This window comes from Pseudoxanthomonas sp. 22568 (assembly GCF_052044485.1).
Lineage (GTDB): Bacteria > Pseudomonadota > Gammaproteobacteria > Xanthomonadales > Xanthomonadaceae > Pseudoxanthomonas_A > Pseudoxanthomonas_A beigongshangi.
The window spans coordinates 257,280-268,954 of the sequence record NZ_JBQENC010000001.1; the positions used below are offsets into that span (position 1 = coordinate 257,280).

The 11,675-nt window shown below is 70.0% G+C and carries 9 protein-coding genes; 1 reads left to right on the top strand and 8 read right to left on the bottom strand.

Annotated features, from left to right (window positions below; all coding sequences use genetic code 11):
- Positions 1-49: 49 nt before the first annotated feature.
- The 6 genes from ACTJI2_RS01360 to ACTJI2_RS01385 all read right to left on the bottom strand — a co-directional run bounded on the left by ACTJI2_RS01360 (position 50) and on the right by ACTJI2_RS01385 (position 5,135).
- Entirely contained in the window at positions 50-649 is a 600-nt protein-coding gene (locus tag ACTJI2_RS01360; RefSeq protein WP_440840829.1) for an HAD family hydrolase, read from the bottom strand.
- 55 nt (positions 650-704) lie between these two features.
- Positions 705-938 carry a hypothetical protein gene (locus tag ACTJI2_RS01365; protein WP_183637461.1) on the bottom strand — a complete coding sequence of 78 codons (234 nt, stop codon included), beginning with the start codon at positions 936-938 and terminating at the stop codon, positions 705-707.
- A gap of 67 nt (positions 939-1,005) precedes the next feature.
- Positions 1,006-2,802, bottom strand: coding sequence for an ABC transporter transmembrane domain-containing protein (locus ACTJI2_RS01370; protein WP_440840831.1), 1,797 nt, complete (start codon positions 2,800-2,802; stop codon positions 1,006-1,008).
- 109 nt (positions 2,803-2,911) lie between these two features.
- Positions 2,912-3,508, bottom strand: a complete 597-nt coding sequence (locus ACTJI2_RS01375; RefSeq protein WP_183637455.1) for an IMPACT family protein — start codon at positions 3,506-3,508, stop codon at positions 2,912-2,914.
- Positions 3,505-4,620 carry a hypothetical protein gene (locus ACTJI2_RS01380; RefSeq protein ID WP_440840832.1) on the bottom strand — a complete coding sequence of 372 codons (1,116 nt, stop codon included), beginning with the start codon at positions 4,618-4,620 and terminating at the stop codon, positions 3,505-3,507. The genes ACTJI2_RS01375 and ACTJI2_RS01380 overlap by 4 nt, the downstream gene beginning before the upstream one ends.
- Positions 4,617-5,135, bottom strand: coding sequence for an RNA polymerase sigma factor (locus ACTJI2_RS01385; RefSeq protein ID WP_235996748.1), 519 nt, complete (start codon positions 5,133-5,135; stop codon positions 4,617-4,619). Before ACTJI2_RS01385 ends, ACTJI2_RS01380 begins: the two co-directional genes overlap by 4 nt.
- A 348-nt stretch (positions 5,136-5,483) precedes the next feature.
- Here ACTJI2_RS01385 and ACTJI2_RS01390 point away from each other — a divergent pair, with 348 nt between their 5' ends.
- Positions 5,484-8,324 carry a bifunctional diguanylate cyclase/phosphodiesterase gene (locus tag ACTJI2_RS01390; protein WP_440840958.1) on the top strand — a complete coding sequence of 947 codons (2,841 nt, stop codon included), beginning with the start codon at positions 5,484-5,486 and terminating at the stop codon, positions 8,322-8,324.
- 64 nt (positions 8,325-8,388) lie between these two features.
- On the opposite strand, the gene ACTJI2_RS01395 is transcribed toward ACTJI2_RS01390, so the two are convergent.
- A complete protein-coding gene (locus ACTJI2_RS01395) occupies positions 8,389-10,194 on the bottom strand; it encodes a vWA domain-containing protein (protein WP_440840833.1) in 1,806 nt (601 codons plus the stop codon).
- Positions 10,195-10,331: 137 nt separating this feature from the next.
- The gene (xseA, locus tag ACTJI2_RS01400; RefSeq protein WP_440840834.1) at positions 10,332-11,657 is read right to left on the bottom strand and encodes an exodeoxyribonuclease VII large subunit; all 1,326 of its coding nucleotides are present in this window, start codon (positions 11,655-11,657) and stop codon (positions 10,332-10,334) included.
- Positions 11,658-11,675: the final 18 nt, after the last annotated feature.

Genomic DNA, 11,675 nt, shown 5'->3' on the forward strand with positions numbered 1-11,675 from the left:
GTCGAACAAAAGCGTTGCAACGGGGCCGCCGAGCCCTTTCCGGATACCGTCAGTCGCGACGCCAGGGCTGGCCGCGGTACCACGCCTCGTGCGCCAGGCCGAGCATGGCGTGATCCTCGTGGGTGTCGCCGTAGGCGTGGATGCGCTCGTAGCGTGACAGGTCGTAGCGTTCGCGGATGCGACGCGCCTTTTCCTCGCCCACGCACTGCGCGCCGCGATAGCGCCCGGTCATCCGGCCGTCGCGGCTTTCCAACTGCGAACAGAGCAGTTCCAGTCCCTGTGCCTGGCACCAGTGCGACAGGTAGACCTCCAGGCCGCCGGACACCACCACCACGGTGTCGCCGCGATCGCGGTGCCAGTGCAGGCGTTCCATTGCGTCCGCGCGCAGCACGCCGGGCAATACCTGATCGGCAAACGCCTTGCCGGCGTCGCGCAGGCGGCTTTCGGCGACCCGGCGGAAACCGAAATCCACGATGGTCGCGCGCACCCGGTGGCCCGACACCCAGCCGGCGCGATAACCGAGCACCATCGGTGCCAGCACCACCTGGCCCACGGCCAAGCGCACCGGCGGAACCGCGGCGCGCATGAAGTCCGGCATCATTTCGCGGACCGTGAGGGTGCCGTCGAAATCGAACAGGGCCAGGTTCATCGCCGCCTGTGCCCGGGAGTGGACATGTCCGACGCCGTTCGACTGCCGTGCGTGATCAACGGCACGCGTAGACGGGCTTTTCCGGGGTGGAGTTGGAGCGGCAGGCCGGACACCAGGACTGCACGATTTCCTGGCCATCGGCCATCGTGCGCATGCCGAAGTGGCCGACCGGATGGAAGACATGCCGACCCGCCTGGCTGGAACAGCGCGGGCAACTCTTGAGGTGCTGTCCGCCCCGTTCCATGTACTGGGAATCGTTGAGGGGATGTTCGCAGCTGCAGTCGGTCATGGCAGGTCCTTCGCAATGGAATCCGGTGGAACCGGGATGTTAACCGGGGCGCAGACCGATGGCATCCTCAGTCGAGGAACTGCAGGCGCGCCAGTTCCGCGTACAGGCCATCCTGTGCCAGCAGTTCCTCGTGCGTGCCTTGCGCGACGATGCGGCCGCGATCCATCACCACGATGCGATCGGCCTTGAGCACGGTGGCCAGGCGATGGGCGATGACCAGGGTGGTGCGGCCCTGCATGAGTCGTTCCAGCGCATGCTGCACGGCGCGTTCGCTCTGCGCGTCGAGCGCGCTGGTGGCCTCGTCCAGCAACAGGATAGGCGCGTCCTTCAGCAATGCGCGCGCAATCGCGATGCGCTGCTGCTGGCCGCCGGACAGGCGCGCGCCGCGTTCGCCCAATTGGCTGTCGAAGCCGTCGGGAAGCTCGCGCAGGAAATCGTCGGCCTCGGCCGCCTCGGCGGCGGCGCGTACCTGCTCGTCGCTGGCGTCGAGTCGACCGTAGCGGATGTTGTCGGCCGCGCTGGCGGCGAAGATGGTCGGTTGCTGGGGAACCAGCGCGATCCGTTCGCGCAGGCCGGTCGGATCCAGCTCGCGCACATCGACGCCGTCCACGCGGATCGCGCCGGACTGCACGTCATGGAAGCGCAGCAGCATGGAGAACACGGTGCTCTTGCCGGCGCCCGACGGACCGACCAGCGCGACCGTCTCGCCGGGCTTCACCGTCAGGTCGAAGCCATCGAGCGCGGGCAGGTCCGGGCGCGACGGGTAGTGGAACACCACCTGCTCGAAACGGATCTCGCCATGCAGCGGCTCGGGCAGCGCACGCGGCCGCGCGGGCGCGGCGATGCGCGGCGTTTCCTCGAACAGTTCGGCGATGCGGCCCATGCCGCCGGCCGCGCGCTGCAGCTCGTTCCAGACTTCCGCCAGCGCGCCGACCGAACCACCGCCGATCAGGGCGTAGAGGACGAACTGGGCCAGCGTGCCGGCGGTCATCGCGCCCTCGGCCACGTCGTGCGCGCCCATCCACAAGACCAGCACGATGGTGCCGAAGATCAGGGTGATGGCCGCCGCGGTCACCCAGGCCTGGGCGCGGATGCGCCGGCGCGAAGTGTCCACCGCCACCGACAGCGCGGCGTCGAAGCGGCCGCGTTCGTAGCTTTCACGCGCGTGCGACTGCACGGTGCGCACCGCGCCCAGGGTTTCGCTGGCCAGCGTGTTGGCATCGGCCACCCGGTCCTGGCTGGCGCGCGAGGCTTTGCCCAGCCGGCGCGAGCCCAGCACGATCGGCAGCACCGCCAGCGGGATGCCCAGCAGCGCGAATCCGGCCAGGCGCGGGCTGGTGACGAACAGCATCACCAGGCTGCCGATCACGGTCACGCTGCTGCGCAGGGCCACCGACATGCTGCTGGCGACCACGCTGCGCAGCAGTTCGCTGTCGGCGGACAGGCGCGAGAGCAGTTCGCCGCTGCGGGTGCGATCATGGAATTCCGCATCCAGGCCGATCAGGTGCGCATACAGGCGCTGGCGCAGATCCGCCACCACCTTCTCGCCCAGCAGCGAGACGAAATAGAAGCGTGCCGCGCTGGCCAGTGCCAGCACCACCACCACCACGAACATCGCGCCGAAGGCCTGGTTGATGCCGGCACCGCCGGCGCCGAAGCCCTGGTCGATCATCTGCCTGAAGGCGGTCGGCAGGCTCAGGGTGGCCGCCGAAGCGACCGCGAGGGCGACCAGCCAGGCGGTGAACAGGCCGGCGTGCTGGCGGATGAAGGGCCACAACGCGCGCAGGCTGCCCAGCTTGGCCTTGGGGCGGGCCGCGCGGGCATCGTCGGTGCCGGCGTCGGCCGGCGCTTGGGCAGCACTCATGAAGGTTCCATAGGAAACGCTGTGGAAGCGGTCCGGCGCCGGGCCGCTTCCACAATTCTTCCGGATTGGATTCGCCCGTGACCGGTGTCTTCCGGATCAGGCATCCCGATCAGGCATCCGGCTCCGGCCCGGACCAGCGCACCCGGTTACGGGTGGCGTCGCGCAGGTGGATTTTCAAGGCGTCCCCCTGTTCGGCCGGCAGGCGCAGGCGCAGGCGGGCACCGTGTTCGTCGAAGGATTCGTCCAGTTTCTCCGCGCCGAATCCGGCCAGGGCGGCATGCACGGCCCCCAGGTCCTCGAACGGCGCGGCCAGTTCCAGCGTCCGCATCACGATCAGCGGCCTGCGTTCGGCCAGCCGCAGGCATTCGGCGGCCGCGCCACCGTACGCGCGGACCAGGCCACCGGCGCCCAGCTTGATGCCGCCGTACCAACGGGTCACCACCACCATCAACTGGTCGTAGCCCTGGCCGTCGATCGCGGCCAGGATGGGGCGTCCCGCGGTGCCGGCGGGTTCGCCGTCGTCGCTGGAGCGGTACTCGGCGCCGATCCGGTAGGCCCAGCAGTTGTGGGTGGCGGCGGGGTCGGCGACGTCGGCCAGGAACGCCAACGCATCCTCCGGGCTGGTCACCGGCGCGGCGGCGACCAGGAACCGGCTGTGCTTGACCTCCAGCAGGTGCGAGGCCTGGGCGGCCAGGGTGTGGCTCATTCGCCCAGCAGTTCCTTCAGATCGTCGGGAACCTTCTGGAAGGGATGGTTCTGCTTGAAGCGCATCAGGCTGTCGGTCGCGCTGGCGCGATCGCCCAGGTCCCGGCGCAGGCGGATGCGTTCCAGCCAGTCTTCCGGCGGCAGCTTGGTGTCTTCGATGACCGGCAACTGCAGGTCGGTGCGCTTGAGCGCGTTGCGGGTGGCGCTGGCGGGGGCCGGCGCGACCGGGGCCGAGGTGGTGATCGCGGGTGGGGGCGGCGCGGGCTGGGTGGCGGGCTTGGGCGCGACGAGTCCGCGCCGCACGCGCGCCTCCGCGCCGCCACGGGCGGCCTCGGCCGCGTCGGCGGCATCGCGGGCCTGTTCGGCGCGCGCCTTTTCGCGACTGGCGGCAATCGCCGCGGTGGTTTCCGGATCGGCGACGAAGCCCGGGCGGTCGGCGCTGCTGGCATTTCCATAGGCCTGCACGGACGCGGGTGGCATGGCGACGCTGTCCAGGGCGGTGGCATCGGCGCGGGCTGTCGCGGCGACAGGCGGAGGGGGCGCGGGCGGCGCGGCCAGCGGGCGGCCGTATTCGACGGTGGGTGCGGATGCCGGCTCGGCCGCGGCTTGCGGAGCGGGAGCCTGCCGTCTGGCGGGCGGGGTGGCTTCACGCGTGGCCACGCGTTCGGCCGGGGCGCGACGGGGCATGGCCATCGGCTTGGCCACCGTGGGTGGCTGCGCGACCGAGGCCGGTGCCGGCGGGGCGGCTTGCCGGGCGGATGCGGGCGGGTCGTCTGCCGGCGCGGCGGCCGCGGCGTCCGCCGCCTGGGGTTCGTCGGCGATCACGAGGCGAGCCTCGGGCAGCGCGGTCTGCTCCGCCGAGGGGATTTCGTCGACCGGCCGAAGCTGCCAGGCGATGCCCACCGCGAGCAGGGCGCTGGCGGCCAGGCCCATCGCCACGGGCCAGCGCGGTTTGCGCCGCGCGGCCGGACGGGCCACCACCGCGTCGTGCGCGGCCGCCAGGATGCGGGCATCGAGGGCGGGCGAGGGCTCGCCGTGCGGCCCCAGCCGCGCCAGCTGATCGGCCAGCTGGCGTTCTTCGGCATTCAACGGTTCGGGGGGACGGCGGTTCATTCGTTCAGTCTCGCGCGCAACTTGTCCATCGCGTAGCGCAGCCGCGATTTGACGGTTTCCCGACCCACGCCGGTGATGTCGCCGATTTCCTCCAGGCTCAGTTCCTGTTCCAGTCGCAACTGCACCACCTGGCGCTGGTCCTCGGGAAGTTCGGACAACGCCATCTGCAGCCGCCGCCGCTGCTCGAACTCGGAGAGCTGCCGCTCGGGCGTGTCCGGATCCGGCACCCGCGCGGTGCGCTCGTCCGCGTCCTCGGGGGCCGGCGGGCGATGGCGGGCGGCCCGCCAATGGTCGTTCAGGCGATTGTGGGCGATCCGGAACAGCCAGGTGGTGAAGGCCGCCTCCGGTTTCCAGCCCTGGCGCGCGCTGATGACCCGCTGCCACACATCCTGGAAAAACTCGTCCGCCAACGCGCCGTCGCGCAGATTGCGCAGCAGGAACCGGTACAGCGGTCCCCGGTGGCGGGCGTAGAGCCGCTCGAAAGCCGATGCATCGCCGGCGGCATAGGCCAGCATCAATGCTTCATCGGCGGGTTCGGCGGCGTCGTTCACTGCGATCAGCGTAAGGGCTTCGCGCTTTTCCGGGAAGCGGCCGAGCGTCAGGTTGCTGAACGAAAACGCATCCGGCGCAGGGCGGGGCGCATCGAAAAGCAGGGCGGGGACCGGAACGAAATGCATGTCCGTGAAAACGGATGGACGGCCATTGCGGGGTTCGCACGGAGTTTGTGGCGCGGGTTGCCGTTCACGGACCGCATTGGCGTTATGCTCGGCACGGGGAACTTTCATTTGAAGCCAATGCTGTCCGGAACCGGGGTGCCCAGCCAGAACGAGCGTGTCGGCACCTTGCCCGGCGAAGGAGAGGCGGTGGCACCCGAACGGATCCTGGGCGTGCTGCTGGAAGGCCTGCCGCCAGGCGCCGAACTGGCGATCAGCTGGCGCGACTGGGCGCTGGGCGCGGGCGGCGTCGCCACGGCCGAAGCCTCCGCTGGCCTGCGCCGGCGCGCCGAACACGCGCTGGGCGAGGGTTCGCCGGTCGACCCGGAGGATGGCTGGCTGCTGGCCTGGGAAAACGCGGACGGCAACGCGCGGATGGCGTTGGCGGTGGCATTGCCGCAACCGGTGCCCGAGGCGAGGCGTGACTCCTGGTGCCGGCTGGCCAAGGCGATGATCGGCGCGACCCTGGACACGGCGCGCGCGCATGCCCGGATCGTTTCGCTGGAAAAATCCAAGCGCCTGCAGCAGGCGCTGTACGAAATCGCCGATCTGGCCGGCACCGGGCTGGAGATGAGCGAGATGCTCCGCCGCATCCACGCGGTGGTGAATTCGCTGATGTACGCGGAGAACTGCTACATCGTTTCCTACGACGACCAGCGCCGGACCATCCGCTTCCTGTATTTCGCCGATCAGAAGGACGCCTACGTCGCCGAGCCGGAGCGCGAGTTCACCGAAGAGGAAATGGCCAACAGCATGACCTTCGCGCTGCTGCGCCACGGCCAGCCGTTGCGCGGACCTTCGGCGGTGATCCGGCAGAAACTGGGGGTCATCCGCGATCCCAGCCATGGCCCGGACAGCCTGGACTGGCTGGGCGTGCCGATGCGCCGCGACGATCGCGTGTGCGGCGCCATCGTGGTGCAGAGCTACGACACTCCGGCCAGCTACGCCGACGAGGATCGCGCGCTGCTGGGCTACGTGGCCCAGCACATCCTCACCGCACTGGATCGCAAGCATGCGCACGCGGACCTGGAACACCGGGTGGAAGCGCGCACCCACGAACTGCAGCGCGCCAACCGCGAGTTGCAAGCCGAAATCATCGAGCGCAAGCGCGCGGAGAAACTGCAGAGCGCGCTGTTCCGGATCGCCGACCTCGCCATCACTTCCGAAAGCCTGGAGCGCTTCTACGCCGACGTGCACGCGGTGGTGGACGAGCTGATCGACGCACGCAATTTCTACATCGCGCTGCTCAGCGAGGACAGGCAGACCCTGACCTTCCCGTACTCGATCGACGAGCGCGACCCGCTGCGGCGCTCGCGCCGGATCGGCAACGGCCTGACCGAGTACGTCATCGAGACCGGGAAGCCGCTATTGGCCGATCGCGTAGTCATCGGCCAGCTCAGCGGGGAGGGCAAGGTCGTCCAGCACGGGCCGCCGGCACACAGTTGGTTGGGCGTGCCGCTGTTCCAGGGCGACGACGTGCAGGGCGTGGTGGTGGTGCAGAGTTACTCGCCGGAGGTGAAGTTCACCCAGCACGACCAGAGCCTGCTGAACTTCGTCGCCCACAACATCGGCAACGGCCTGGGCCGGCAGCGGGCACAGGAGAACCTGCGCGCCGCGCACGCCGAGCTGGAACGGCGGGTGGAGGAACGTACCCGCGAGCTGGCCGACGCCAACACCCAGCTGCGCGCCCAGATCAACGAACGCCTGCGCGCCGAACAGCGCCTGACCTACCAGGCCACCCACGACGCGCTGACCGGACTGCCCAATCGCCCGCATCTGCTGGACCGGCTGTCCGCGGCCATCGAGCGTGCCCGGCATGGCGACGGCCAGGCGTTCGCGGTGCTGTTCCTGGATCTGGATCGTTTCAAGTTGGTCAACGACAGCATCGGCCACGCGGCCGGCGACGAATTGCTGATCGAGGTGGCGCGCCGCATCACCATGACCGTGCGCGGCAGCGACGTGGTCTCGCGCCTGGGCGGCGACGAGTTCGCCATCCTGATGGAATACGCCGACGGCGAGGAAAACATCCGCGAGCTGGCGCAGCGGCTGCTGGCCGTGCTGAGCCGGCCGATGTGGGTGGCCGGGCGCGAGCTGTATCCCTCGGCAAGCCTGGGCATCGCGGTCTGGCACCCGCGCTACCGCAATGGCGAGGAACTGCTGCGCGACGCCGACGCGGCGATGTACCGGGCCAAGGAGCAGGGGCGTGATCGCTGCGCGATGTTCGACGAGGCCATGCGCGAGGCGGCGATGCACAGCCTGGATCTGCAGGCGGACCTGCGGCGCGCGATCAACAACCGCGATTTCGTGCCGTACTACCAGCCGATCCTGCGGCTGGATGACGGCGAGGTGGTCGGCTACGAGGCGCTGCTGCGCTGGCAGCACGAGCGGCGCGGCTTGCTGGCGCCGGCCGAGTTCATCAGCCTGGGCGAGGACAGCGGACTGATCGAACAGGTCGACTGGCTGATCTACGAACAGGTGGTGAACCAGATTGCGCGCGGCGGCGAGGGCTACGTGTCGGTCAATGTGTCGCCACGGCATTTCCGCTCGCCGGACTTCGCCGACCGCCTGCTGGCGTTGTTCGAGGCCCAGGGCGCGGATCCGGCGCGGTTGCGGGTGGAAATCACGGAGGTGGCGCTGCTCGACGACGCGCCGCGCACCCTGCGCATCCTCAGCACGCTGCGCGAGCACGGCATCCTGGCGCAGCTCGACGACTTCGGCACCGGTTTCTCGGCGCTGTCGTACCTGCACCGTTTTCCGATCTCGGTACTGAAAATCGATCGCAGCTTCGTGGCCGGCATCGGCGACGAAACCCGGCCCGAGAGTCCCGGCCTGGTCCGCGCCATCCTCGCGTTGGCCAGCACCCTGGGCATCGACACCATCGCCGAAGGCATCGAGACCGAGGAGCAGCGCGGCGCCTTGCTGGAACTGGGCTGCAACTTCGGCCAGGGCTACCTGCTGGGACGGCCCGCCGCGCACATGGGCGCGCGCTGAACGTTTCGCCGTCCCGGGGGAAGCTCGCGCCGGGACGGCGCTCCTACCGAAGGAATGTTTTTACCTATTCGCCGGCGGCGATGGCGGGGGTGTCCGTCGCCTGCGCCGTGGCGAGTTGCCGCGCTTGTTCCACCATGCCGGTGAATTCGCGGCGAAGGCCGAACCGATCCGAACCTTCGGCACCGCGCGCGGCGGCCAGCACCTGGGCCCAGCTCCAGTTGTCGATGTGCTGCCCGCCGCGCAGCAGATCGGCGTACGCCGCCACCGCGGTGGCGAAGCGGAAGCCTTCGCTGGGTTTCCGGCTGAGGGCATCGGCCCGGATTGGCGTCGCGATCAGGCGGCTGGTCTCCTGGCCCGGCGGTTTGTAGCGCAGTTGCAGGTGGGCGATCTCGCCGCCGGCCACGCCGCGCGATGCGGCTGCGGAACCGGCCTGGCCATAGCGCAGCGGCGGCAGGCGATCGGCGCCGGAACCGGCGGGTGTGATCTCGTACAGCGCGGTGACTTCGTGGCCCGCGCCGATATCGCCGGCGTCGACCTTGTCATTGGCGAAGTCCTCGCGCTTGAGCAGGCGGTTTTCGTAACCGATCAGGCGATACTCGGAGACGTGGGCCGGATTGAATTCGATCTGGATCTTCACGTCGCGGGCGATGGTCAGCAGGGTGGACTGCATTTCCTCCACCAGCACCTTGCGCGCCTCCTGCAGGGTATCGATGTAGGCGTGGTTGCCGTCGCCCACGTCGGCCAGCCGCTCGGCCATGGCATCGTTGTAGTTGCCCTGGCCGAAGCCCAGGGTGGTCAGCGCGACGCCGGATTTGCGCTGGTCCCCGACCAGCGTCTCCAGCGCGTCCTGATCCACGGTACCGACGTTGAAATCGCCGTCGGTGGCCAGGATCACCCGGTTGACGCCGTCCTTCACGAACGCCTGCTTGGCCATCGCGTAGGCCAGCCGGATGCCGTCGCCGCCGTTGGTCGAACCGCCGGCCTGCAGGCGGTCCAGCGCGCCGAGGATCTCGTCGTGGCGGTCGCCCGGGGTAGGCGGCAGCACCAGTCCCGCGGAGCCGGCATAGACCACCACCGACACGCGATCCTGCGCGCGCAGCTGCGGCACCAGTTGCGCGAACGCCTGCTTCAGCAACGGCAGCTTGTCCGGCGAATCCATCGAGCCGGAGGTGTCGATCAGGAACACCAGGTTGGCGGGCGGCAGGGTCGCCTTGGGCACGTCGTAGCCCTTGATGCCGACCATCAGGATCTGGCGCTTGCCGTTCCAGGGCGCGGCGGCGAGTTCGGTGGTCACCCGGAACGGGGTGTCGCGGTTGGCCGGCGCCGGATGGTGATAGTCGAAGTAGTTGATGAACTCCTCCGCGCGCACCGCGTCGGCGGGAGGACGGACGCCGTCGCGCAGCATCCGCCGCACGTTGCTGTAGCTGCCGGTGTCCACGTCGATGGAGAAGGTCGACACCGGCTGCTCGCTGGCGCGGTGGACGGGGTTGTCGTCGCGCGCGGCGTAGCGTTCGGTGTTGGCCGGTTCCGGCGAGGAGACGAGCCCGGGGCTTCGCAACGCCACGTAGCCGGCACTCATTTTCATCGCGGCGGGCGGGGGAGGCGCGGCGGCCGCGCTGGGTAGGGGGCGACCGTACTCGATTCGCGGCCGGGCACCGGCCTGTTGACGGACCCGGACCGTGTCCAGGGTGGCGCTGGTGGCCGCCGCGTCTGCGGCGGCAGACGCTTCGGGCTCGGCCAGGTTCGCGGTGATGTCGGCGTTACCGGGGCTGGAGGAGGTAGACGACGGGGACTCCGCCACCGGCTGCGACTGGCAGGCGGCGAGCAGGGCGACGGCGAGCAGGGTGGGGCTGGGACGAGCGTGGCGCATGGCGATTCTCCCGATGGGTCGGGAAGGTCAAACGCACGCGGAAGAAAAACGGGGTTGAGGCCGGTTGGCGGGACGGGAAGAAAGCGGGTGGGCAGACCCAAGGCCGGCCCGGCCAACGCCGGGGCGGACCAGGCGCGCTACTCGACGCGCAGTTTCAGATCACCATCGGCCAGGCGGGCCTGCACGGTATCGCCCGACTGTACCTGCGCGACCGAGCGCACCAGCGCACCGTCGCGGGTGACGATGGCGTAACCGCGTGCCACCGTCGCCAGCGGACTCACCGCTTCCAGCGAACGGGCCAGTCCGCGCAACCGCAGGGCGTCGCGCTGCAACTGGCGGGCCACCGCGGCCTGCGGGCGGACGCGCAGCGCTTCCAGCCGCGAGCGCAGTTGCGCCAGTTGGCGCTGCGGTTGCGCGGCGCGCAGGACGGCCGCGGCATGGCGCAATCGTGCGCGCTTCTGTTCGGAACGTTCGCGCCACAGTGCCTGCAGGCGCCGCATCGCCTCGTCCTGGCGGCGGCGGATCAGCGCCAGTCGTGCCTGCGGGCGCAGCGCGTTCAGGCGCAGCGCCGCGCGATCGGCGCGTTGCATGGCCTGGCGCAGGTGGTGGCGCTGCAGATCGTGCAGGCGTCGCTGCAAGGTGCGCAGGCGGGTCGCGAGATCGCGGACGTCCGGCACCAGCAGTTCGGCCGCGACCGACGGCGTGGGCGCGCGCAGGTCGGCGGCGAAGTCGGCCAGGGTGAAGTCGGTCTCGTGGCCGACCGCGGACACCACCGGTACGGGGGATGCAGCGATCGCGCGCGCCAACTGTTCGTCGTTGAAGGCCCACAGGTCCTCCAGCGAACCCCCGCCGCGGGTCACCAGGACCGTGTCGTAGCGACCACTGTCGGCGGCGCGCCGGAGCATCGATACGATCTGCGCGGGCGCGGCCTCGCCCTGGACCTGCACCGGCAGGATGTCCACTTCCAGCAACGGAAAGCGCCGGCCCAGCACGCTCAGCACGTCGCGCACCGCCGCGCCGCTGGGCGAGGTGATGACCGCCAGCCGGCGCGGGTGCGCGGGCAGGGCGCGTTTTCGGCCTTCATCGAACAGCCCCTCGGCCGCGAGCCTGGCCTTCAGTGCTTCGAACGCCCGCCGCAGCGCGCCTTCGCCGGCTTCTTCCAGATGGTCGATGACCAATTGGTAGTCGCCGCGTGCTTCGTACAGGGTCAACCGGCCGCGCGCGAGCACCCGCAGCCCTTCGCGCGGAACGAAGCGCAGCCACTGGCTCTTGGGTTTGAACATCGCGCAGCGGACCTGCGCGCGAGCGTCCTTGAGGGTGAAGTACAGGTGTCCGGAGGCGGGACGGGTGACATTGCCGAGTTCGCCTTCCACCCAGATCAGCGGGAACGCGCCTTCGAGGAGGTCGCGGGCCAGGGTGTTGAGCTGGCTGGGGGTGAGGACGTCGCGGACAGGGTCTTGCATGGGGCATACCGTAGCGCA

What these genes read in the sequence shown, in the direction of transcription:
- ACTJI2_RS01360 (WP_440840829.1), bottom strand. Translation starts at nt 649, where the DNA reads ATGAACCTGGCCCTGTTCGATTTCGACGGCACCCTCACGGTCCGCGAA.
- ACTJI2_RS01365 (WP_183637461.1), bottom strand. Translation starts at nt 938, where the DNA reads ATGACCGACTGCAGCTGCGAACATCCCCTCAACGATTCCCAGTACATG.
- ACTJI2_RS01370 (WP_440840831.1), bottom strand. Translation starts at nt 2,802, where the DNA reads ATGAGTGCTGCCCAAGCGCCGGCCGACGCCGGCACCGACGATGCCCGC.
- ACTJI2_RS01375 (WP_183637455.1), bottom strand. Translation starts at nt 3,508, where the DNA reads ATGAGCCACACCCTGGCCGCCCAGGCCTCGCACCTGCTGGAGGTCAAG.
- ACTJI2_RS01380 (WP_440840832.1), bottom strand. Translation starts at nt 4,620, where the DNA reads ATGAACCGCCGTCCCCCCGAACCGTTGAATGCCGAAGAACGCCAGCTG.
- ACTJI2_RS01385 (WP_235996748.1), bottom strand. Translation starts at nt 5,135, where the DNA reads ATGCTGGCCTATGCCGCCGGCGATGCATCGGCTTTCGAGCGGCTCTAC.
- ACTJI2_RS01395 (WP_440840833.1), bottom strand. Translation starts at nt 10,194, where the DNA reads ATGCGCCACGCTCGTCCCAGCCCCACCCTGCTCGCCGTCGCCCTGCTC.
- xseA (WP_440840834.1), bottom strand. Translation starts at nt 11,657, where the DNA reads ATGCAAGACCCTGTCCGCGACGTCCTCACCCCCAGCCAGCTCAACACC.